Consider the following 22,068-nt stretch of genomic DNA (forward strand, 5'->3'; position numbering starts at 1 on the left):
CGACCGCGCCCCGGGCACGTTGAAGGGTGCCCCGACGGCGGTCTGGCGAGGCCTAACCTACCGACCCGTCAGACTTCCCCGCAGGTCGGTACCGCTTTGGTTGCAGAGCTGGGACCTTCGCACACGCCTCCGTGATACGGCGCCGGCCCCCCGCGCACCCCTGGGGACCAGGGGTGCGCGGGGGGCCGGTGAACCGCCGGAGCCCGACCGCGGGGGTCAGATGGTGAAGATCTCCTCCAGCAGCGCCTGCTGCTCGGCGGCGTGGCGCTTGGCCGAGCCGACCGCGGGGGCCGAGGAGGCCGTGCGGGCGACGCGGCGCAGGCGGGCGCCGTTGGCGCTGCGGCCGACGACGACCTGGAGGTGGTCGACCAGGTTCATCGCGATGAACGGCCAGGCACCCTGGTTTGCCGGCTCCTCCTGGGCCCAGACGAACTGGACGTCCTCGCCGTACTTGGCCAGCTCCTCCTGGAGCTCGGCCACCGGCAGCGGGTAGAGCCGCTCGACCCGGACGATCGCCGTGTCGGTGACGCCGCGCTCGGTGCGGGCCGCCTCGACGTCGTAGTAGAACTTGCCGGCGGTGATGACCACCTTGCGGACGTTCGCCGGGTCGACGGTGGTGTCACCGATGACCGGGCGGAACGAGCCGGACAGGAACTCCTCGGTGGCGCTCGCCGCGGCCTTCAGACGCAGCATCGACTTCGGGGTGAAGACGACCAGCGGCTTGTGGTGCGGGTTGTGCGCCTGCCAGCGGAGCAGGTGGAAGTAGTTCGACGGCAGGGTCGGCATGGCGACCGTCATGTTGTTCTGCGCGCACAGCTGGAGGAAGCGCTCCGGGCGGGCGGACGAGTGGTCCGGGCCCTGGCCCTCGTAGCCGTGCGGCAGCAGCAGGGTGACGCCCGAGTGCTGGCCCCACTTCTGCTCGGCGGAGGCGATGTACTCGTCCACCATGGTCTGCGCGCCGTTGACGAAGTCGCCGAACTGCGCCTCCCACATGACCAGCGAGTTCGGGCGGGTCAGCGAGTAGCCGTACTCGAAGCCCATGGCCGCGTACTCGGACAGCAGGCTGTCGTACACGGTGTAGCGGGCCTGGTCCTCGGTGAGGTACTGCAGCGGGGTGTAGTCCTCGCCGGTCTGGCGGTCGATCAGGACGGCGTGCCGCTGGCCGAAGGTGCCGCGGCGGCTGTCCTGGCCGGCCAGGCGGACCGGGTGGCCCTCCATGAGCAGCGAGCCGATGGCGAGGGTCTCGCCCATCGCCCAGTCGATGGTGTTGTCCTCGACCGAGGCGGCGCGGCGCTGCAGCTGCGGCAGCAGGCGCGGGTGGACGGTCAGCCAGTCCGGCAGGTTGACCTGCGAGGCGGCGATCCGCTTGACCATCTCCTGGGAGATGCCGGTCTGGATGTTGACCGGGAAGTCGGCGACCGGCTTGCCGTTGGTGGCGACGGCCGGGGCCTGGGCGGCGTCGCGGACCTCCGCGAAGACCTTCTCCAGCTGGCCCTGGAAGTCCTGGAGCGCCTGCTCCGCCTCTTCCATGGTGATGTCGCCGCGACCGATCAGGCCCTCGGTGTACAGCTTGCGCACCGAGCGCTTCTTGTCGATCAGGTCGTACATCAGCGGCTGGGTGAACGACGGGTTGTCGGCCTCGTTGTGACCGCGGCGGCGGTAGCAGATGAGGTCGATCACGACGTCCTTGTGGAACGCCTGGCGGAACTCGAAGGCGAGCCGCGCGACGCGGACCACGGCCTCCGGGTCGTCGCCGTTCACGTGGAAGATCGGGGCCTCGATCATCCGGGCCACGTCGGTGCAGTACATCGAGGAGCGCGAGGAGGCCGGGGCGGCGGTGAAGCCGACCTGGTTGTTCACCACGACGTGCACGGTGCCGCCGGTGCGGTAGCCGCGCAGCTGCGACATGTTCAGGGTCTCCGCGACGACGCCCTGGCCGGCGAAGGCCGCGTCGCCGTGGATCTGGATCGGCAGCACCGGGAAGGTGGTGCCGCCCTGGTCCAGGATGTCCTGCTTGGCGCGGGCGATGCCCTCGACGACCGGGTCCACGGCCTCCAGGTGGGAGGGGTTCGCGGCGAGCGAGACCTTGATGGTCTCGCCGTCCAGGCCGGTGAAGGTGCCCTCGGAGCCGAGGTGGTACTTCACGTCGCCGGAGCCGTGCATGGACTTCGGGTCGAGGTTGCCCTCGAACTCGCCGAAGATCTTGCCGTACGGCTTGCCGACGATGTTGGCCAGCACGTTGAGGCGGCCGCGGTGGGCCATGCCGATGACGGCCTCGTCCAGGCGGTGCTCGGCCGCCGAGTCGATGGTGGCGTCCAGCAGCGGGATGAGGGACTCGCCGCCCTCCAGCGAGAAACGCTTCTGCCCGACGTACTTGGTCTGCAGGAAGGTCTCGAAGGCCTCGGCCGAGTTCAGCCGGCGCAGGATGCGCAGCTGCTCCTCGCGCTCCGGCTTGGTGTACGGCTTCTCCAGGCGCTCCTGCAGCCACTTGCGCTGCTTCGGGTCCTGGATGTGCATGTACTCGATGCCGACGGTGCGGCAGTACGTGTTGCGCAGCAGGCCGAGGATGTCGCGCAGCTTCATCATCCGCTGGCCGCCGAAGCCGCCGACCGCGAACTCGCGCTCCAGGTCCCACAGGGTGAGGCCGTGGGTGGTGACGTCCAGGTCGGGGTGCTTGCGCTGCTTGTACTCCAGCGGGTCGGTGTCGGCCATGAGGTGGCCGCGGACCCGGTAGGAGTGGATCAGCTCGATGACGCGCGCGGTCTTGTTGACCTCGTCGTCGTGGGTGGTGGCGACGTCGGTCGCCCAGCGGACCGGCTCGTACGGGATCCGCAGCGACTCGAAGATCTCGTCGTAGAAGCCGTTCTCGCCGAGCAGCAGGCGGTGGATCTCGCGCAGGAACTCGCCGGACGCCGCGCCCTGGATGACGCGGTGGTCGTAGGTCGAGGTCAGCGTCATGATCTTGGAGACGCCGAGCCGGGCCAGGGTCTCCGGGGCGGAGCCCTGGAACTCGGCCGGGTACTCCATGGCGCCGACGCCGACGATGGTGCCCTGGTTCTGCATCAGGCGCGGCACGGAGTGCACGGTGCCGATGCCGCCGGGGTTGGTCAGCGAGACCGTGACGCCGGTGAAGTCGTCCATGGTCAGCTTGTTGGCGCGGGCCCGGCGGACGATGTCCTCGTAGGCCTGCCAGAAGCCGAAGAAGTCGAGCGTCTCGGCCTTCTTGATGGCCGCGACGACGAGCTGGCGGTCGCCGTTCGGCTTGACCAGGTCGATGGCCAGGCCGAGGTTCACGTGCTCCGGCTTGACCAGGAAGGCCTTGCCGTTCTCCACCTTGTAGCTGTGGTTCATCCCCGGGGAGGCCTTGACGGCCTGCACCAGGGCGTACCCGATGAGGTGGGTGAAGGAGACCTTGCCACCGCGGGCGCGCTGCAGGTGGTTGTTGATGACGATGCGGTTGTCGATCAACAGCTTGGCCGGGACGGCGCGGACCGACGTGGCGGTCGGCACCTCCAGCGAGGCGTCCATGTTGGTCGCGACGGCCTTGGCGGGGCCGCGCAGCGGGACCAGCTCGGGGCCGGTCGCGTCGGCGGCGGGCGCGGGGGCCGGGGCGGCGGCCTTGGGGGCCGGGGGCGCGGCGGGGGCTGCGGCGAGCGGCGCGGGGGCCGGGGCTGCGGCCGGCGCGGCCGGAGCCGGGGCCGGGGCAGCCGGGGCGGCCGGAGCAGCAGCGGCGGCGGGGGCGGCGGCGGGGGTCGGCGCGGGGCCGACCTGGGTCGCGGCCTGGGTCACTGGGGTCACCTCGGTACCGGGCTTGTAGTCGGCGAAAAAGTCCCACCAGGCTCGGTCGACCGAGTTCGGGTCCTGGAGGTACTGCTGGTAGATCTCGTCGACGAGCCACTCATTGGGGCCGAAGCCAGTGGAGCTTGCCGAGCTGTTGGGGGTTTCATGGGACTGTGGCGACACGGCGGCAACCGCCCTCTTCCGCTTCCTTTTGGGATGTTTGGACAGCGGGGATTAAGGCTACGCCTCTGACCAGTGATCGCGCAGTCCCCGGGGCTCAGGCGTCGCCCAGATCACAGTCCTGACCTGCAGTTTGGCTGAAAATGTGCGTTAGAAGGCCGCATTCGTGGGGAACCGATCGCGCCTGACCACGCCGCATACTCGGACAAAACCGGACAAATGCATGCGTCCGACCGGCGGACTCCGCCGCGCACGTCTGTGTCGCTTCTGTGACATGCGGGCGAAGTCCGCTCGACGCGAACACGGCCGGGCGGGCCCGGCCGGGGTCAGCGCGGGCCGGGCAGCCGGACCTCGATCCGGCAGCCGCGTTCGGCCTCGGCGACCTCGATCCGCCCGCCGTGCAGGTCCACCGCCCAGCGGGCGATGGCCAGGCCCAGGCCGGTGCCGCCGTCGGCGCCGGGCCCGGCGGCCGTCGCGGTGCCGCTGCGGCTGAACCGCTCGAAGACCCTGGTCCGGTCGGCCGCCGGGATGCCCGGCCCCTCGTCCTCCACCTCCAGGAGCAGCCCGCCCGGCTTGTCGCCGGGCCGGGCGCGGACCGTCACGGTGCCGCCCGGCGGGGAGTGCTTGCAGGCGTTGTCGACCAGGTTGGCGACCACCTGGTGGAGCCGCTCGGGGTCGGCGACGCCGGTCAGGCCGAACGGGCTGACCTCCAGGGCGAGCCGGACGTCGCCGCGGCGGGAGAACGCCCCGCCGGCCGTCGCGCCGTCCACGGTGACCCCGCGCAGCACGCCGTCCAGGAACTCGCGGACCTCGAAGGGGCGGGCGTCCAGGTCGACGACGCCGTCGTCGATCTTGGACAGGTCGAGCAGGTGGGCGACCAGCCGGCCGAGCCGCTCGGTCTGCTCCAGCGCGGCACCCAGGGTCGCCGGGTTCGGCTGGACCACGCCGTCGACCACGTTCTCCAGCACGGCGTGCAGCGCGGCGATGGGCGTGCGCAGTTCGTGCGAGACGTTGGCGACCAGCTCGCGCCGGTGGCGGTCGGCGGCCCCGAGATCGGCCGCCATCTGGTTGAAGGTCGCCGCCAGCTCGCCGATCTCGTCGCGCGAACCGACCTCGACCCGGCGGGTGTAGTCGCCGGAGGCCATCGCCCGGGCGGCGGCGGTCATGTCGCGCAGTGGGGCGGTCAGCCCGTGCGCGAGGAACTGCATGAAGAGCAGCGAGGCGATCATCGAGAAGATCATGATGATCCGGATCTGGGTCTCGGACCGGATCGCCACGACCACCATGCCGGTGGCCAGGAAGACCGAGACGATCACCAGGAGGGCGAGCTTGCCCTTGATGGAGCGGACCGGGTCGAGCGGCCGGATGTCGGCCCAGACCCGGCGGGCGGCACGCGTGGCCAGTGTGGGCGGCCGGCTGCCGTCGGTGTCCCCGTTGCGTTGCTGTGGAAAGGTCATTGGTCCCCTGTGATCCCCCGCGTGCTGTGATCCCCCGGGTGGCGCGCACGGCGGTTCGGGACACGGGCCCCCCGGAGGCCCGGTGCCCGAGGCGCCGCTACGAGAGGGGGGCCTCCAGCGCGTACCCGACACCGTGGACGGTGCGGATCCAGCTGGCGCCGATCTTGCGTCGGAGTGCCTTGACGTGGCTGTCGACGGTGCGGGTGCCGGACGCGTCCGTCCAGTCCCACACCTCGGCCAGCAGCTGCTCGCGGGTGAGCACCGCGCGCGGCTGTGCGGCCAGGCAGGCGAGCAGGTCGAACTCGGTCGGCGTCAGGTGGACGTCTCCCGAGGCCAGCCGGACCCGGCGCTGCACGTGGTCGATCTCCAGCTCGCCGAAGCGCAGCGAGCCCAGTGCGGGCGTCCGGGCGGCCTGCTGGGCGCGCTCGACGCGGCGCAGCAGCACGTTGACCCGGGCGGCCAGCTCGCGCATGGAGAAGGGCTTGGTCATGTAGTCGTCGGCTCCGACGCCGAGGCCGACCAGCAGGTCCGTCTCGTCGTCCCGCGCGGTGAGCATCAGGACCGGTACCGGGCGCTGGGCCTGGATCCGGCGGCACACCTCCAGCCCGTCGAATCCGGGCAGCATGATGTCGAGGACGACCAGGTCGGGCTGCCAGGTGTGGAAGCCGTCGACGGCGCCCGGGCCGTCGTGGGCCACAGCGACCTTGAAGCCCTCCGCGCCCAGCCGGGCCGCGATGGACTCGGCGATCGTGGGCTCGTCCTCCACCACCAGCACTCTGCGCTGGCTGCTCACCGTGCCGCCGTTGTTCTGGTTGTCCTGCTGAATTTCTGTCACGGTCACGCCACCGCCCCCAGGGCTGCGGGCCGGCCACCTGTGGGGATGGCGAGGCTCCGCTCGTAGTCTTGTTCCGTCGTGGACTGTGCCGGGTCCGCCGTCCCGTTGCGCGTGCGGCATCGAAGGACGGGTGTGGACCGTCCTTCTCTCCCGCACACTCCGCAGCGTACGGACAGAGGATGCCTCCCGGCAGGCGGACCGGACGTTTCCGGCCCGCGGACCGGCCTTTCGGGCCGGTCTCCGGACCCACTCGGAAGTGGGCACGGGCCGATACCTTACCCGGCGATTTTTCACTCCGTAACGGTACGTATGCACATGAGTTGACGCCAAGCCGCCGGTCAGGGGGGCTACCGCCGCGTAGTCGGGGGGATGGTCTGGACCAATGTCGGGTCTCGACCGTTATCGGAATACTCACGGCATTTTCCCAGCTGACTCCCAGGACCCGGTCGTACCGTGGCCACGACAAATCGCGGGGGTGGGAGTACCGGGGCGCGCCGGTGCGTTGGCACCGGGCGGGGCCGACGGCTGCGGGCGGTGGAGCGGAGGCGACATGACGGAGCGGCAGGCGTCCGCCGGGCGCGGCGGGCCGCCGTACGGGATGCTCCGGCACGGACTGCGGGCGGGCGCGGTCGAATGGGTGCTGGCCAGGGTGCCGACCCCCCGGCGCAACCCCTTCGCACTCGGCTACCTCGCCGTGGTGGGCGCCACCACCACCTTCGCGATGCTCGCCGATCCGGAAGTGGTGACCCGCCTCCAGGAGGCGTCGAGCTCGGACGGGCACAACCTGTTGCACCATCCGCTGCGCGCGCTCCTGCTCAGCGGCTTCTGGGTGGCCGGCACGGTCTGGATGCCCTACCTGTGGGCCTTCGCCCTGACCGTCGCCCCGCTGGAGCGCCGGGTCGGGTCGGCCCGGGCCGCGGTGGTCTTCGCGGCCGGGCACGTCACGGCCACCCTGCTCTCCCAGGCCGTGGTGATCACCGCGGTGGAGACCGGGCGGCTGGAGTCCGCGGCGCTCGACGACCTGGACATCGGGGTCAGCTACGGCGTGCTGGCCAGCCTCGGCGCGCTGGCCGGGCTGCTCCCGGCACGCGGCCGGCTGCTCGGCCTGGGTCTGGCCGGGGTGCTGATCGCCGAGCAGATCGCCACCGACCGGGACCTGGTCACCGGGGTCGGCCATCCGGTGGCGCTGCTGGCCGGGGTCGCGCTCTGGCGCTGGCTGCGCCGCTGGGACGGCCACGGGCCGGGCCGGGGCCGGGTCGCGGTGCCCGCCGGGGTGCCGAAGCAGGCGCCCGCGCGCCGCCGGACCGCGGTGCTGGACCGACTGTAGGGCGGCGTTCGGCCCGTTCCCGGGCCCTCGGCCCGCCGGGTCCGCCGCCGGGTCCGCCGCCCGGTTCGTCGCCGGGGCCTTCCGCCGCCGCTCCCGCTCGCCGGTCGCCGTGGCTCGGCCGGGCCCGCCGGGTGCTCGGCCGGTGCTTTTTGACAGCCCGGCGGGGGCCCTTTCCGGGCCAGCCTGATGTTCGCTCATGGCGAACACGGCCCGGGGAACATCCGGCGCCCGCCAAGCCTTAGTCAGGTCGACTCAAGTTCGCTGACCGGGGAGAGATCATGGCATCGACGTCCACACCGCTCACCCTGCCCGTGCTGCCCCTCGACGACGAGGTCGTGCTCCCGGGCATGGTCGTCCCGCTGGACCTGAAGGACACCGAGGTCCGCGCCGCCGTCGAGGCCGCGCGCGCCGCGGCCACCGGGACCGGCAAGCCCCAGGTCCTGCTGGTCCCGCGGGTGGACGGCTCGTACGCGGCCGCCGGCACCCTCGCCACCGTCGAACAGGTCGGCCGACTGGCCGACGGCGACCCGGCCGCACTGGTCCGCGCGGTGCGCCGGGTGCGGATCGGCGTCGGCACCACCGGGCCCGGCGCCGCGCTCTGGGTCGAGACCACGCCGTTCCGGGAGTCCTCGGTCGGCACCCCGGTGGCCGGGCGCGCCGCCGAGCTGGTCAAGGAGTACAAGAACCTCTCCACCCAGTGGCTGCGCAAGCGCGGCGCCTGGCAGATCGTCGACCGGGTGGCCGCCATCGAGGGCGTCGGCGAGCTCGCCGACAACATCGGCTACGCGCCCTTCGTCACCGCCGAGCAGAAGCTCAAGGTGCTGCTGGAGGCCGACCAGGTCGCCCGCCTGGAGTACGCGCTCGGCCTGCTCCGCGACCACCTCGCGGAGGAGGAGGTCAACGACACCATCCGCAAGGACGTCGAGGAGGGCGTGGCCAAGCAGCAGAAGGAGTTCCTGCTCCGCCGCCAGCTGGAGGCCGTCCGCAAGGAGCTGGCCGAGCTGAACGGCGACCCGGCCGACGAGGAGGAGGACTACCGCGCCAGGGTCGAGGCCGCCGGCCTCCCCGAGAAGGTCCGCGAGGCCGCGCTCAAGGAGGTCGACAAGCTGGAGCGGGCGAGCGACCAGTCGCCCGAGGGCTCCTGGATCCGCACCTGGCTGGACACCGTCCTGGAGCTGCCCTGGAACGAGCGGACCGAGGACTCCTACGACATCGCCGGCGCCCGCGCGGTGCTGGACGCCGACCACGCCGGCCTGGCCGACGTGAAGGACCGCATCGTCGAGTACCTCGCGGTCCGCAAGCGCCGGGCCGACCAGGGGCTCGGCCTGGTGGGCGGCCGGCGCGGCGGGGCGGTGCTGGCGCTGGTCGGCCCGCCCGGCGTCGGCAAGACCTCGCTCGGCGAGTCGGTGGCCCGCGCCATGGGCCGCAGCTTCGTCCGGGTCGCGCTCGGCGGCGTCCGGGACGAGGCGGAGATCCGCGGCCACCGGCGCACCTACGTCGGCGCGCTCCCCGGGCGGCTGGTCCGCGCGATCAAGGAGGCCGGCTCGATGAACCCGGTCGTCCTGCTGGACGAGATCGACAAGGTCGGCTCCGACTACCGCGGCGACCCGGCCGCCGCCCTGCTGGAGGTGCTCGACCCGGCGCAGAACCACACCTTCCGCGACCACTACCTGGAGGTCGAGCTGGACCTCTCCGACGTGGTCTTCCTCGCCACCGCCAACGTGCTGGAGGCCATCCCCGAGCCGCTGCTCGACCGGATGGAGCTGGTCCGGCTCGACGGCTACACCGAGGACGAGAAGGTCGTCATCGCCCGCGACCACCTGCTCCCGCGCCAGCTGGAGCGGGCCGGCCTCCGGGACGAGGACGTCGCGGTCGACGAGACGGCGCTGCGCCGGCTGGCCGGCGAGTACACCCGCGAGGCGGGCGTCCGGAACCTCGAACGGTCGATCGCGCGGGTGCTGCGCAAGGTCGCCGCGCAGAGCGAGCTGGGCGAGCGCGAGCTGCCCGCCGCGATCGGGGCCGGCGACCTGCGCGCCCTGATCGGCCGGCCGCACCACGTCCCCGAGGCGGCCCAGGAACCGGCCGAGCGCCGCACCGCCGTCCCCGGGGTCGCGACCGGACTGGCGGTCACCGGCGCCGGCGGCGACGTCCTCTACATCGAGGCCTCGCTCGCCGACGCCGAGACCGGCGGCACCGGGCTGACCCTGACCGGCCAGCTCGGCGACGTCATGAAGGAGTCCGCCCACATCGCGCTCTCCTACCTGCGCTCGCGCGGAGCCGAGCTGGAGCTGCCGGTCACCTCGCTGCGCGACCGCGGCGTGCACCTGCACATCCCGGCCGGGGCCGTCCCCAAGGACGGGCCGAGCGCCGGCATCACCATGACCACGGCGCTGGCCTCGCTGCTCTCCGGCCGCCGGGTGCGCACCGACGTGGCGATGACCGGAGAGGTGTCGCTGACCGGGCGGGTGCTGCCGATCGGCGGGGTGAAGCAGAAGCTGCTCGCCGCCGACCGGGCCGGGGTCACCACGGTGATCATCCCCAAGCGGAACGAGGCCGACCTGGACGACGTCCCGGCCGAGGTGCTGCAGCGGCTGACCGTCCACCCGGTCTCCGACGTCCGGGAGGTGCTGGGGCTGGCCCTGGAGCCGGCCGGGGTGCTGGTCGCCGCGGCCTGACGCGGGTCCGGCGGCCCGGCGCGACCACGGGGGCGCGCCGGTCCGCCGGACCGCGGCGTCCCCGTCCGGCCCGCCGTCGCCAGGAGCGGCGGCGGGCCCCGTGCCAGACTGCGAGGATGGCGTCACCCACGCAGCGCGTCCTGGCCCGGGTGCCGGCCGGGCTGCGCCCGGTCCTGCTCCGGCACCGGCGGCTGGTGAAGTTCCTGCTGGTCGGCAGCGGCTGCTTCGCCCTGACCGTGGTGATCAACTACTCGCTGCGGTTCACCCTGCTGGCGCACAAGCCGGTGGTGGCGCTCACCCTGGCGACCGTCGTGGCCACCTCCGTCTCCTACGTGCTCAACCGCCGGTGGGCCTTCCGGGCGACCGGCCGGCAGCGCGAGGCGCTGCTCTACCTCCTGGTCAGCGTGGCGGCGATCGGCGTCAACGACGTCCCGCTGATCGTCTCCCGGTACGTGCTGGACCTGCGCGAGCCCTGGGTCAGCCCGTTCGCGCAGGAGCTGGCCGACTTCCTCAGCGGGATGGTGCTGGGCACCTTCGTGGCGATGCTGTTCCGGTTCTGGGCCATGCAGCGCTGGGTCTTCACCCGGTTCGCCGAGCCGGTGGCCACCCGGGCGGAGCAGTCCTGACGGCGCACCCGGCACCGCACCGCCCGCCCGGCCGTCCGACGGCCCCTGACCGGCCCTGACCGGCCCGGACGGGCCGGGAGCGGGCGGGAGCGGACGGCGAAACCGGGCTACGCTGCAAACGAGTCTGCGGAAGCCGAGCGGGGTGAGGGCGATGCGCGAGACGGACGGTCGCCGGTCCGGGCCCGCCAGCCAGCAGGGCATGCGCCGGGCCAACCTGGCGCTGGTGCTCGGGGTCATCGCGAGCGCCCCGCGCTCCCGCGCCGAGGTGGCCGCCGACACCGGGCTGACCCGCGCGGCCGTCTCCTCGCTGGCCGAGGAGCTGATCGCGGCCGGCCTGGTGGTCGAGGAGGGCCCGGCCGCCCCCAGCGGCAAGGTCGGCCGGCCCGGCACCGCGCTCGGCCTCGCCCCGAACGGCCCCGGCGGCCTCGGCGCCGAGATCGGTGTCGAGCACCTGGGCGCCTGCGTGGTCGACCTGCGCGGTGAGGTCCGGTCCTGGCGCCGGCAGGAGATCCGCAACCGGGACCGGCAGCCCGCCGCCGTCCTGGCCGACCTGGCCGAACTGCTCCGCCGGGCCGTCGCCGAGGCCGGACTGCGGCCGGCCGGGCTGGCCCTGGCCGTGCCCGGGCTGGTCGGCTCCGACGGCGCGGTGCTCCAGCGGGCCGCCAACCTCGGCTGGCGGGACGTCCCGGTCACCGCCGAGCTGCGGCTCGCGCTGCGCGCCGCCAACGCCGAGGAACTGGCCGAGCTGCCGATCCGGGCGGACAACGAGGCCAACCTCGGCGGGCTGGCCGAGCTCTGGCTCGGCGGCGGGCCGGACCACTTCCTGCACGTGTCCGCCGAGGCCGGGGTCGGTTCGGCGATCGTGGTCGGCGGACGGCTGCTGCGCGGGGCGCGCGGCTACGCGGGCGAGCTGGGGCACGTACCCGTCCGCCCGGACGGGCCGCGCTGCGCCTGCGGGGCGCACGGCTGCCTGGAGCAGTACGCGGGGGAGACGGCGGTGCTGCGCGAGGCCGGGCTGGAGGGGATCCGCGGCGACTGGGTGGCGCTGCTCGCCGAACGCGCCGAGGCCGGGGACGAGGAGGTGCGGACGGCGCTGGCCGGGGCCGGGACCGCCCTCGGCATCGCCTCGGCGGGCGCGGTCAACCTGCTCGACCCGGCCGAGGTGGTGCTCGGCGGCGGCTACGCCCAGCTGGCGCCCTGGCTGCTGCCGGCCATGCGGGCCGAGCTGGCCGCCCGGGTGACCGTCCGGCCCTGGACGGAGGAGCGGCTGACGGTCTCCCGGCTGGGCCGCCGCGGCCCCCTGCTGGGGGCCGCGGTCGGCGTGGTCCGGTCGGTGATCGCGGACCCGGGGCGGCCGGAGGACTGAGGCCGGCCCGCCGCCGATTGCCCAGCCGCCGGTCGCCCCGACGGCTGCCGGTCCGACGGCTCCCGCTCCGGGGCCGGCCGGTCCCTGCCGGGGTCAGTCGGTGACCAGCTCGCGGGTGAGGTGCCGCGGACGGCGGAGTACGGCGGCGAAGGTGACGGCGACCCCGACCGCGGCCCAGGCCAGCAGCACCAGCAGCGGCACCGCCAGGTCGGAGCCGTCGAAGTAGGCGATCGAGCGGACCGCGTCCGTCCCGGCGCCGTTCGGGAACCAGGCACCGATGGCCCGCCAGAACGCCGGCATCATCGGCGGCGGGAAGACCCCGCCGGCGCTGGGGTTGCCGAGCACCACGAAGAGCAGCACCGCGATGCCGATGCCGATGATGTCGAACAGGCACTGCAGCGCCATGGTGACCGCGCCGACCGCGAAGACCACCAGGGCGCCGACCGCCGACAGGCTCCAGAACGGGCCCGGCAGCGCGTCCAGCACCGGCTGGACGATGATCGCACCGCCGATGCCGGCCGCGATCGAGTAGAGCGCCAGCGTGCCGAGCCGGATCAGCGCCCGGTTGGCGTTGGCGGGCTTCGCCCCGGCGCTGACACCGAGGATCGAGGCGACCAGGTAGCCGCCGACGCACCAGCCGATCACCAGGTAGAAGGAGGTGAGCCCGTTGGCGTCCCCCTTGGCCAGCGGGACGACGTCCTCGACCTTGACCGTCCGGCCCTGGGACTTCTCCAGGCCGGTGACGATGGTCTCGGCGGCCCGGGCGGCGGACGGCCCGCGCGCGTTGGCGACCAGCAGCACGTCCTCGGTGGAGGCCGGGTTCACCACCAGCGCGGCGTAGATCCTCTGGTCCTTGATCTGCTCGGTGGCGGTCGCCGCGTCCGGCGCGGTGACGGCCTTCACGGCCTCGTCCGGGACGGACTCCAGGCCCGCCACCAGCTGGGGGGCGACCTGCGGCGGGGCGACCACCGCGATCGACAGCTCGTGCGGGGTCGGGTGGTGCAGCGCGCCGACGTACGAGGTGATGAAGCCGAGCTGGAGGAGGAGCACGGCGATCACCAGCAGCGCCGCGCGCGGGGTGACCGCGCCCTTCAGTTCGGCGGCGAGGCCCTGCTTCGGGGCGGGCTGCGGCGCCCGCTCCGGTGCCGCGGCCTGCCCTGGTCCCTGCCCTGGGGCGGTCATCCACATCTCCTTGCGTATCGGGGGAAACCGGATACTTAATAGCATGAACTAGTTTCGTCTTCGTTTCTCCCGCGCCGCGTCCGGCCCCTCCGCGCTGCGGGATACTGGCGCGGTGACTGCGGAGAACGAGCACGAGGAGCCCCTGCTGACGGTGGAGCGCGAGGTCGGCGTGCTGTTCCGGCGCGGCCGGGCGCGGGTGGCCGAGCTGTCCCGGCGGGTCCACCCGCAGCTGGAGGGCACGGCGTACAGCATGCTCGGCTACATCGAGCAGGCCGGGCCGGTGCGGGTGACCGACGTGGGCGTGCACTTCGCCGTGGGCAAGGCCACGGTCAGCCGGCAGATCAGGGCGCTGGAGGAGCTGGGCCTGGTGGACCGCGAGGCGGACCCGCTGGACCGCCGTTCGGCCCTGGTCTCGCTCACCGAGGACGGCCGGCGGCGGTACCTGGCGGCGCGGGACGCCCGGATGGCGCGGGTCCGGGAGCTGATGGGCAGCTGGTCCGGCGAGGACGTGGTCCGCTTCGCGGAACTGCTGCACCGCTTCAACGACGTGGTCGGCGAGTCGGCCGTCCACTAGCCGCCGGGGTGCGCCCCGTGGAGCAGCCCGGGCCGGGATCGGTCCGGGCTTTACTTGTCCTTGACGAATGTTGCCCAAGTCAACCAACCGTCTTATGGTTGCTTCAGGCAACTATTCTAAGGATCTTGATGACCGTCACCACCCCTGCCTCGACCGGAGCCGCCGCCGCTGCTGCCACCGACCTACCGATGACGCACCGGCAGGTGATGGAGGCGCTGTCCGGCCTGCTGCTCGGCCTCTTCGTGGCCGTGCTCTCGTCGACCGTCGTCTCCAACGCCCTCCCGCGCATCCTCACCGACCTGCACGGCGGCCAGTCCGCCTACACCTGGGTGATCACCGCGACCCTGCTCACCCTCACCGCCTCCACCCCGATCTGGGGCAAGCTCTCCGACCTCGCCAGCAAGAAGCTGCTGCTGCAGATCGCCCTGGTGATCTACATCGCCTCCTCCGCCCTGGCCGGGCTCTCCCAGAACACCGGCCAGCTGATCGCCTGCCGCGCCCTCCAGGGCATCGGCGCGGGCGGCGTCACGGCCCTCGCCCAGATCTGCCTGGCCGCGATGGTCCCGCCGCGCGAGCGCGGCCGGTACAGCGGCTACTTCGGCGCCGTCTTCGCGCTGGCCACCATCGGCGGCCCGCTGATCGGCGGCGTCATCGTCGACACCTCCTGGCTCGGCTGGCGCTGGTGCTTCTACGTCGGCATCCCGTTCGCGCTGGCCGCGATCCTGGTGCTGCAGCGCACCCTCAAGCTGCCGGTGGTCAAGCGCAAGGTGAAGATCGACTACCTGGGCGCGGCGGTCATCACCGCCGCCGTCAGCCTGCTGATGATCTGGATCACGCTGGCCGGCAAGAACTACGCCTGGCTCTCCTGGCAGACCGCGGCCATGGTCGGCGGCGGCCTGCTGCTGGGCGGGCTCGCCGTGGTGGTCGAGCGCCGCGCCGCCGAGCCGATCATCCCGCCGGGCCTGTTCCGCTACCGCACCGTGACCCTGGCCGCGCTGGCCAGCGTCCTGGTCGGCATCGGGATGTACGGCGCGACCACCTTCCTCAGCCAGTACTTCCAGCTGGCCCGGGAGAAGTCCCCGACCATCGCCGGGCTGATGACCCTGCCGATGATCCTCGGCCTGGCCGTCTCCTCCACCGTCGCGGGCAGGCTCATCACCAAGTACGGCCGATGGAAGGCCTACCTGGTCGCCGGCACGCTGCTGCTGGCCGTCGGCTTCGCCCTGCTCGGCACCGCCCGGGCCGACACCGACTACGGCCTGCTGTCCGTCTACATGGCGGTCACCGGGATCGGCCTCGGGCTCACCATGCAGAACCTCGTCCTCGCGGTGCAGAACACCGTGCCGCGCGGCGAGCTCGGCGCGGCCAGCTCGGTGGTCACCTTCTTCCGCACCATGGGCGGCGCGATGGGCGTCTCCGCGCTGGGCGCGCTGATGAACAACCGGGTCGGCCACTACCTGACCGAGAACCTGGCGGCCGCGCACGTCCCGGCGGCCGGCGGAGGGCTCGGCGGCGGCATCCCGGACCTGCACAAGCTGCCAGCCCCGCTGGTGCCGCTGGTGGCCGACGCCTTCGGGCACGGTGTGGGCGTGGTCTTCCTGGTCGCGGCGCCGTTCGCGCTGCTGGCCTTCGTCACGGTGCTGTTCATCCGCGAGACCGTGCTGCGGACCGGCCAGGAGTGAGCCCGCGGGAGCCGCTCCGGCGGGGCTGAGCCCGCCGGGGCGCCCGGCGGCCGGCGCCGTCGGACCGGACGGCCGGGCCGGACGGCAGGGATCGGGGCGGCAGGGATCGGGGCGGCAGGGATCGGGGCGGCAGGGGCCCGATCCCGACCGGGCCGGGACGGTCGGGGCCGGGAACGGCGGGAGGGGCCGGGAGTGGATCACCACTCCCGGCCCCTCCCGCCGTCGTGCGCGTCCGCCGGTCCGGCTCCGCGCCCGCGGGCCACCCGCCCGCGATCACTCGCCCGGGATCACTTGCCCGCGATCAGCGTCAGCCCGTAGAGGACGGCCGCGCCGCAGACGGCGAAGCAGGCGTACGCGCCGGCCAGGGCCAGTCGGCCGCCGGTCACCGGGGCGTCCGTCGGGCCGGCCGCCTCACGGCGCGCGGTGAGCGCGGCCTCGTGGCGCGACAGCGCCAGGATGCCGAGTGCGAAGACGGTGACGACGGCGACGGTGATGCCGAAGCTGACGCCGGCGGTCTGGGCCAGGGCGTTCCACTTGATGTGCATGGTGTTGAGCTCCTCAGCCTGCGGCGGTCAGGCCGCGACCGTGGTCGAGGCGGGGGTCGGGGTGGCGGATGCGGCGGCCGGGCCGACCTCGACCGGGGTGACGTCCTGGACGTCGCCGGTGTCGTTGACGTTGTCCGCGCCGATCGGCTGGCGGCGGGAGATGACCCACATCGCGCCCGAGCCGGCCACCAGGGCGACGCCGACGAGGACCACGCCCCAGGTGCCCTGCTCGGCGAGGAAGGCGGCGAGACCGGCCACCGTGGCGGCGGCGGGCAGGGTCAGGCCCCACGTGTAGACCATGCGGCGGACCAGGCTCCAGCGCAGCTCGGCCTTCGGGCCGCCGAGGCCGGCGCCCATGATGCCGCCGGAGCAGACCTGGGTGGTGGAGAGGCCGAAGCCCATGTGCGAGGAGGTCAGGATGACCGTCGCGGCGGCCGACTCGGAGGCGAAGCCCTGCCGCGGCGTGATGTCCGCCAGGCCCTTGCCCATCGAGCGGATGATCCGCCAGCCGCCCATGTAGGTGCCGATCGCGATGGCCGCGCCGGCCGAGACGATCACCCAGGTGGGGGGCAGCGCGCCCTTCGGCAGGGCGCCGACCGAGACCAGGGTCAGGGTGATGATGCCCATCGTCTTCTGGGCGTCGTTGGTGCCGTGGGCCAGCGAGATCAGCGAGGACGAGAAGATCTGGCCGGTCTTGAAGCCCTTGGTGACGGTCTTGCCGTTGCTCTTGCGGGTGATCGCGAACGCCAGCTTGGTGGCGCCCCAGGCGGCCAGGCCGGCGACCAGCGGCGAGGCGACCGCCGGGATGAGGATCTTGGAGACGACGGTGTCGAAGTTGACGCCGTTGACACCGACGCCGACGACGGTGGCGCCGATCAGGCCGCCGTAGAGGGCGTGCGAGGAGCTCGACGGGAGGCCGCGCAGCCAGGTCAGCAGGTTCCAGAGGATGGCACCGACCAGCGCCGCGAAGATGATCTCCGGATGGATGCCGGTCTTCTCGTTGACGATGCCGCCGGAGATGGTGGTGGCGACCTTCACGGACAGGAACGCGCCCGCGAAGTTGAGGACGGCCGCGATGGTGACCGCGACCTTGGGCCGAAGGGCTCCCGTCGCGATGGAGGTGGCCATCGCGTTGGCGGTGTCGTGGAACCCGTTGGTGAAGTCGAAGGCGAGCGCCGTGATGATCACAACGGCCACCAGGAACGAGATGTGTTCCATACCCAAACAATCGTCGTAGTTGTCGCACTGACGTTGGTGTCGTGCGCGACGCTAGGGACGCTTGGTGAACGGAAGGTGAACTGGCGTCGGACTCGTGGTTCCGATGGTGTCCCCGGGGTTGCCATGACCTTGCCAGCACGTGTCTTCCACCGCGCTGAGCTGGACGTTAACGGAGAAACGCCCGCTTCATCCGTTTTGTTGAGAGCTGTCTCACAGCCCGACCGTAGAATTCACCGAGCCGTACGGGTGCGGTCTGTTTCCCGCGAGTAACCCATGGCAGGATCGGGCGGAGATCCGGGGACCCCGGAGCACGGGCAGGTGGGCGGGGAGGGCGGGACCCATGGGCGGGGCTGGGCAGCACACGGAGCGGGCGGGCACACGGCCGTCGACCGGCACACGACCCTGGGTGCGGGCCGCCCTGCGCTGCGGAGCCGTCCTCGCGGCCGCCGCGCTGGCCCTGCCGCTGGCCGGACCGGCCTACGCCGACCCCGCGCCGCCGGCCCCCGGCACCACCGGCCCGGCCGTCCCCGGGGTCGACCCCGGCGGCGACCCGCTTGCCCAGGCCAGGGCCACCCTCGGCCCGCTCCTCGAACAGCTGCACGCGCTCTACCAGGGCGCCGAGGCCGCCACCGAGCAGTACAACGCGGCCGTCGCCAAGGTCACCGAGCAGCAGGCCGCGCTCGCCGAGCTCAAGGCCAAGCTGGAGCGCCAGCAGAAGCAGGTCGACGCGGGCACCGACATCGCCGCCCAGCTCGCCGCCGCCCAGTACCGCAACGGCGCCGCCTCCGCCTACGCCGAGCTGCTGCTCTCCAAGGACCCGTACGAGGCCGTCACCATCGCCGAGCTGCTGTCCGCCGCCAGCCGTTCGCAGTCCGAGTTCCTCAACAAGCTGACCGTCGACCGCGACGCGCTCACCGGACTGCAGAAGCAGAACGAGGAGGCGCTGGCGAACTCGCAGACCCTGGTCACCCAGCAGGACGTGGCCAAGGCCAAGATGGCCGCCGACCTCGCGTCCGTCGAGCAGCTGGTCTCCTCGCTCACCGGCGCCCAGCGCGCCGACCTGGAGAAGCTGGAGAAGGCCAAGGCCGACGAGGCCCAGATCGCCTTCCTCGCCTCCGGGGTCCTCGGCCAGGGCGAGCGCACGCCCTCGCAGGCCGGCCGGGCCGCCGTCGCCTACGCGCTGGCCCAGCTGGGCAAGCCGTACGTCTGGGGCGGCGCCGGGCCGGACGTCTTCGACTGCTCCGGTCTCACCTCGCAGGCCTGGCTGCACGCCGGCAAGCCGATCCCGCGCACCAGCCAGGAGCAGTGGGCCCAGCTCCGGCGCATCCCGCTCGACCAGCTGCGCGCCGGCGACCTGATCATCTACTTCGAGGGCGCCACGCACGTCGGGATGTACATCGGCGGCGGCCTGGTCGTCCACGCGCCCCGGCCGGGCTCGCACGTCAAGGTGGCGCCGATCGGCGGCAACCCGATCCTCGGCGCCGTCCGGCCCGACCCGGACGGTGCGGCCGACGAGGCCGGCGGCGCCTGGAAGGTGCCGGACCTGCCCGCGGGCTGGGACTCGGTCACCGCGATCGCGCCGAGCCCGCTCAACCAGGTGCCGGTCACCCCGGTTCCCGGGGCGCCGACCGACACCCCGGCACCCGGCACCACCCCCGCGCCGGGTACGCCCGTGCCGGGGACGCCGACCCCGGGCGGCACCGGTACGCCCGACCCGACGGCCACGGGGGCACCGACCACGCCCACCGGCACGCCGACCGACCCGGCGACGGGCACGCCGACCGGGACCCCGACGGGCACGCCCACGGGAACCCCGACCGGGACTCCCACGGGGACGCCCACCGGCACCCCGACCGGGACGCCGACCGGCACGCCCACGGGAACCCCGACCGGGACTCCCACGGGGACGCCCACCGGCACCCCGACCGGGACGCCGACCGACTCGCCGAGCGGCACGCCCACGGGCACCCCGGCGGGGACCGGCACGCCGACCGGGACCGGGACCGGGACGCCCGCCGCGTCCGGCTCGGCGAAGGCGACCGGCACCGCCTCGGCCTCCGGCACGGCGACCGGAACGCTGCCGCCCGGCCAGAACTGACCGCACCCGCCCGAACGCCGCCGTGCCCGCCGGACCGATCCGGCGGGCACGGCGCGTTCCGGCCGGGTCAGGCCCCGGCGCCGCTGTCGGGCTCGAAGCGGATGACGACGGCCTTGGAGGTGGGGGTGTTGCTGATGTCCGCGGTGGAGTCGAGCGGGACCAGGACGTTGGTCTCGGGGTAGTACGCGGCGGCGCCGCCGCGGGCGACCGGGTAGTGGACCACCCGGAAGTGCCGGGCGCGGCGTTCGACGCCGTCCTTCCACTCGCTCACCAGGTCGACGTACGCGCCGTCGGCCAGCCCGAACTCCGCGGCGTCCGCGGGGTTGACCAGGACCACCCGGCGGCCGCCGGTGATGCCCCGGTAGCGGTCGTCGAGGCCGTAGATCGTGGTGTTGTACTGGTCGTGCGAGCGGAGCGTCTGCAGCAGCAGCCGGCCCTCCGGCACCTCGGGGGCGGTGAGGGGGTTGACCGTGAAGTTGGCCTTGCCGGTCGCGGTCGGGAAGGTGCGGGAGTCGCGCGGGCCGTGCGGCAGGGTGAAGCCGCCGGGCCGGCGGACCCGGTCGTTGTAGTCCTCGAACCCCGGCACCACGCGGGCGATCCGGTCCCGCACCGCGTCGTAGTCGGCGGCGAAGTCCTCCCACGGCACGGTGTCCTGCGGGCCGAGCGCCGCCCGGGCGAGCCGGCAGACGATGGCCACCTCGGAGAGCAGCCCCGGCGCCGGCGGGCGCAGGCCGCCGCGCGAGGAGTGCACCTGGCCCATCGAGTCCTCGACGCTGACGAACTGGGCGCCCCGCGCGGTGACGTCCCGGTCGGTGCGGCCGAGGGTCGGCAGGATCAGGGCGCGGGCGCCGGTGACCACGTGCGAGCGGTTGAGCTTGGTGGAGACGTGCACGGTCAGCCGGCACCGGCGCATCGCCGCCTCGGTGACGTCGGTGTCCGGGGTGGCGGCGACGAAGTTGCCGCCCATCGCGAAGAACACCCCGACCCTGCCGTCCCGCATCGCCCGGATGGTGTCCACCGCGTCCAGGCCGTGCTCGCGGGGCGGCTCGAAGCCGAACTCCCGGCCGAGCGCGTCCAGGAAGGCGGCCGAGGGGCGCTCGAAGATGCCCATCGTGCGGTCGCCCTGCACGTTGCTGTGGCCGCGGACCGGGCAGACGCCGGCGCCGGGGCGGCCGACGTTGCCGCGCAGCAGCAGGAAGTTGACCACCTCGCGGATCGTCGGCACGGAGTGCTTGTGCTGGGTGAGGCCCATCGCCCAGCAGACGATGACCTTCTCCGAGCCGAGGACGAGCCGGCCCAGCTCCTCGATCTGCTCCCAGGGCAGGCCGGTGGCGGCGAGCACCTCCTCGCGGTCGGTCCCGCGGGCCTCGGCGGCGAACTCCTCGAAGCCGTGGCAGTGCTCCTCGACGAACGCCCGGTCGACGCCGTCCTTCTCCAGGACCAGCTGGTTGAGCGCCCGGAACAGGGCGAGGTCGCCGCCGAGCCGGATCTGCAGGAAGAGGTCGGTCAGCTTGGTGCCGTGGCCGACCAGGCCGCGCGCCTGCTGCGGGTTCTTGAACCGCTCCAGGCCGGCCTCGGGCAGCGGGTTGACGCTGACGATCGTCGCGCCGGCCCGCTTGGCCCGCTCCAGGGCCGAGAGCATCCGCGGGTGGTTGGTGCCCGGGTTCTGGCCGGCCACGATGATCAGGTCGGCCTGGTGGAGGTCCTTGAGGCTGACGCTGCCCTTGCCGACGCCGAGCGTCTCGGTGAGCGCCGAGCCGGAGGACTCGTGGCACATGTTGGAGCAGTCCGGCAGGTTGTTGGTGCCGAGCCGGCGGGCGAAGAGCTGGTAGGCGAACGCGGCCTCGTTGCTGGTCCGGCCCGAGGTGTAGAACGCGGCGCCGTCCGGGGTGTCCAGGGCGCGGAGCTCCTCGGCGATCAGCGCGAAGGCGTCGTCCCAGGAGACCGGGGTGTAGTGGGTGGCGCCCTCGTCCAGCAGCATCGGCTGGGTCAGCCGGCCCTGCTGGCCGAGCCAGTAGCCGGAGCGCTCGGCGAGCTCGGCGACGGGGTGGGCGGCGAAGAACTCGGCGCGGATCCGGCGCTCGGTGGCCTCCTCGGCGACGGCCTTGGCGCCGTTCTCGCAGAACTCGGCGGTGTGCGTCTTGCCCGGCTCGGGCCAGGCGCAGCCGGGGCAGTCGAAGCCGTCGGGCTGGTTGACCTTGAGCAGGGTGGCCACGGTCCGGCGGACGCCCATCTGCTCGGCGGCCATCCGCAGGCTGTGGCCGACGGCGGGCAGCCCGGCCGCGGCGTGCTGGGGCGCGGACACCCGGGGGGCGTCCTGCGCCGGATCGCTCTGCGGGGCCTGCTTGGCCATGACTGCGCTCCTCGGATCGTTCGGCCCGCAGCTCCTTCGCGGGGGCCTGCCCCCCATCCTTCCATCCGTTCGGGTGACGGGGTCAGGCCCGACGGCCGCCGTGGTAGGGGCGGCGGGGCGGTCGCGGGCGGGGGACCGCAGGTGGGAGCCGGTCGGACGACGGCCCGGGG

Annotated in this window: 14 protein-coding genes; 7 read left to right on the top strand and 7 right to left on the bottom strand. The window is 73.4% G+C overall.

What is annotated here, in order from left to right:
- Positions 1 to 216: 216 nt before the first annotated feature.
- The 3 genes from AC067J_RS13405 to AC067J_RS13415 all read right to left on the bottom strand — a co-directional run bounded on the left by AC067J_RS13405 (position 217) and on the right by AC067J_RS13415 (position 6,252).
- The gene (locus tag AC067J_RS13405; protein WP_478298618.1) at positions 217 to 3,963 is read right to left on the bottom strand and encodes a multifunctional oxoglutarate decarboxylase/oxoglutarate dehydrogenase thiamine pyrophosphate-binding subunit/dihydrolipoyllysine-residue succinyltransferase subunit; all 3,747 of its coding nucleotides are present in this window, start codon (positions 3,961 to 3,963) and stop codon (positions 217 to 219) included.
- Between the two features lie 323 nt (positions 3,964 to 4,286).
- Positions 4,287 to 5,417 carry a sensor histidine kinase gene (locus tag AC067J_RS13410; RefSeq protein ID WP_478298620.1) on the bottom strand — a complete coding sequence of 377 codons (1,131 nt, stop codon included), beginning with the start codon at positions 5,415 to 5,417 and terminating at the stop codon, positions 4,287 to 4,289.
- Positions 5,418 to 5,514: 97 nt separating this feature from the next.
- On the bottom strand, positions 5,515 to 6,252 hold the full coding sequence (locus tag AC067J_RS13415; protein ID WP_327680600.1) for a response regulator transcription factor: 738 nt from the start codon (positions 6,250 to 6,252) through the stop codon (positions 5,515 to 5,517).
- A gap of 550 nt (positions 6,253 to 6,802) precedes the next feature.
- Here AC067J_RS13415 and AC067J_RS13420 point away from each other — a divergent pair.
- The 4 genes from AC067J_RS13420 (at position 6,803) to AC067J_RS13435 (ending at position 12,246) form a co-directional block, all read left to right on the top strand.
- Entirely contained in the window at positions 6,803 to 7,579 is a 777-nt protein-coding gene (locus tag AC067J_RS13420) for a rhomboid-like protein (protein ID WP_478298622.1), read from the top strand.
- 278 nt (positions 7,580 to 7,857) lie between these two features.
- Entirely contained in the window at positions 7,858 to 10,254 is a 2,397-nt protein-coding gene (lon, locus tag AC067J_RS13425) for an endopeptidase La (protein ID WP_478298624.1), read from the top strand.
- A 116-nt stretch (positions 10,255 to 10,370) separates the two neighbouring features.
- Positions 10,371 to 10,880 (top strand): GtrA family protein, encoded by a 510-nt coding sequence (locus tag AC067J_RS13430; RefSeq protein WP_478298626.1) that lies wholly within the window; start codon positions 10,371 to 10,373, stop codon positions 10,878 to 10,880.
- A gap of 151 nt (positions 10,881 to 11,031) precedes the next feature.
- Positions 11,032 to 12,246, top strand: coding sequence for an ROK family protein (locus AC067J_RS13435; protein ID WP_478298627.1), 1,215 nt, complete (start codon positions 11,032 to 11,034; stop codon positions 12,244 to 12,246).
- Positions 12,247 to 12,339: 93 nt separating this feature from the next.
- On the opposite strand, the gene AC067J_RS13440 is transcribed toward AC067J_RS13435, so the two are convergent.
- Positions 12,340 to 13,428, bottom strand: coding sequence for an ABC transporter permease (locus AC067J_RS13440; protein ID WP_478298629.1), 1,089 nt, complete (start codon positions 13,426 to 13,428; stop codon positions 12,340 to 12,342).
- 112 nt (positions 13,429 to 13,540) lie between these two features.
- On the opposite strand from AC067J_RS13440, the gene AC067J_RS13445 reads away from it, so the two are divergent.
- Both AC067J_RS13445 and AC067J_RS13450 read left to right on the top strand, forming a co-directional pair.
- Positions 13,541 to 14,002, top strand: coding sequence for a MarR family winged helix-turn-helix transcriptional regulator (locus AC067J_RS13445; RefSeq protein ID WP_478298631.1), 462 nt, complete (start codon positions 13,541 to 13,543; stop codon positions 14,000 to 14,002).
- A 188-nt stretch (positions 14,003 to 14,190) separates the two neighbouring features.
- Entirely contained in the window at positions 14,191 to 15,684 is a 1,494-nt protein-coding gene (locus tag AC067J_RS13450; RefSeq protein WP_478298966.1) for an MDR family MFS transporter, read from the top strand.
- Positions 15,685 to 15,971: 287 nt separating this feature from the next.
- Here the strand turns inward: AC067J_RS13450 and AC067J_RS13455 are convergent, their stop codons facing one another.
- Complete coding sequence (locus AC067J_RS13455; RefSeq protein ID WP_478298633.1) at positions 15,972 to 16,229, bottom strand: hypothetical protein; 258 nt, start codon at positions 16,227 to 16,229, stop codon at positions 15,972 to 15,974.
- A 27-nt stretch (positions 16,230 to 16,256) separates the two neighbouring features.
- Positions 16,257 to 17,447, bottom strand: a complete 1,191-nt coding sequence (locus AC067J_RS13460; RefSeq protein ID WP_478298635.1) for an inorganic phosphate transporter — start codon at positions 17,445 to 17,447, stop codon at positions 16,257 to 16,259.
- A gap of 406 nt (positions 17,448 to 17,853) precedes the next feature.
- Between AC067J_RS13460 and AC067J_RS13465 the strand changes: the two genes are divergently transcribed.
- Entirely contained in the window at positions 17,854 to 19,545 is a 1,692-nt protein-coding gene (locus AC067J_RS13465) for a C40 family peptidase (RefSeq protein ID WP_478298637.1), read from the top strand.
- A 67-nt stretch (positions 19,546 to 19,612) separates the two neighbouring features.
- Here the strand turns inward: AC067J_RS13465 and AC067J_RS13470 are convergent, their stop codons facing one another.
- Positions 19,613 to 21,898, bottom strand: a complete 2,286-nt coding sequence (locus AC067J_RS13470) for an FdhF/YdeP family oxidoreductase (RefSeq protein ID WP_478298639.1) — start codon at positions 21,896 to 21,898, stop codon at positions 19,613 to 19,615.
- Positions 21,899 to 22,068: the final 170 nt, after the last annotated feature.

The organism is Kitasatospora sp. NPDC042419 (genome assembly GCF_056437345.1).

Coding starts and splice junctions, on each gene's coding strand:
- AC067J_RS13410 (WP_478298620.1), bottom strand. CDS start 5,417: ATGACCTTTCCACAGCAACGCAACGGGGACACCGACGGCAGCCGGCCG.
- AC067J_RS13420 (WP_478298622.1), top strand. CDS start 6,803: ATGACGGAGCGGCAGGCGTCCGCCGGGCGCGGCGGGCCGCCGTACGGG.
- lon (WP_478298624.1), top strand. CDS start 7,858: ATGGCATCGACGTCCACACCGCTCACCCTGCCCGTGCTGCCCCTCGAC.
- AC067J_RS13430 (WP_478298626.1), top strand. CDS start 10,371: ATGGCGTCACCCACGCAGCGCGTCCTGGCCCGGGTGCCGGCCGGGCTG.
- AC067J_RS13435 (WP_478298627.1), top strand. CDS start 11,032: ATGCGCGAGACGGACGGTCGCCGGTCCGGGCCCGCCAGCCAGCAGGGC.
- AC067J_RS13440 (WP_478298629.1), bottom strand. CDS start 13,428: ATGACCGCCCCAGGGCAGGGACCAGGGCAGGCCGCGGCACCGGAGCGG.
- AC067J_RS13450 (WP_478298966.1), top strand. CDS start 14,191: ATGACGCACCGGCAGGTGATGGAGGCGCTGTCCGGCCTGCTGCTCGGC.
- AC067J_RS13455 (WP_478298633.1), bottom strand. CDS start 16,229: ATGCACATCAAGTGGAACGCCCTGGCCCAGACCGCCGGCGTCAGCTTC.
- AC067J_RS13460 (WP_478298635.1), bottom strand. CDS start 17,447: ATGGAACACATCTCGTTCCTGGTGGCCGTTGTGATCATCACGGCGCTC.
- AC067J_RS13470 (WP_478298639.1), bottom strand. CDS start 21,898: ATGGCCAAGCAGGCCCCGCAGAGCGATCCGGCGCAGGACGCCCCCCGG.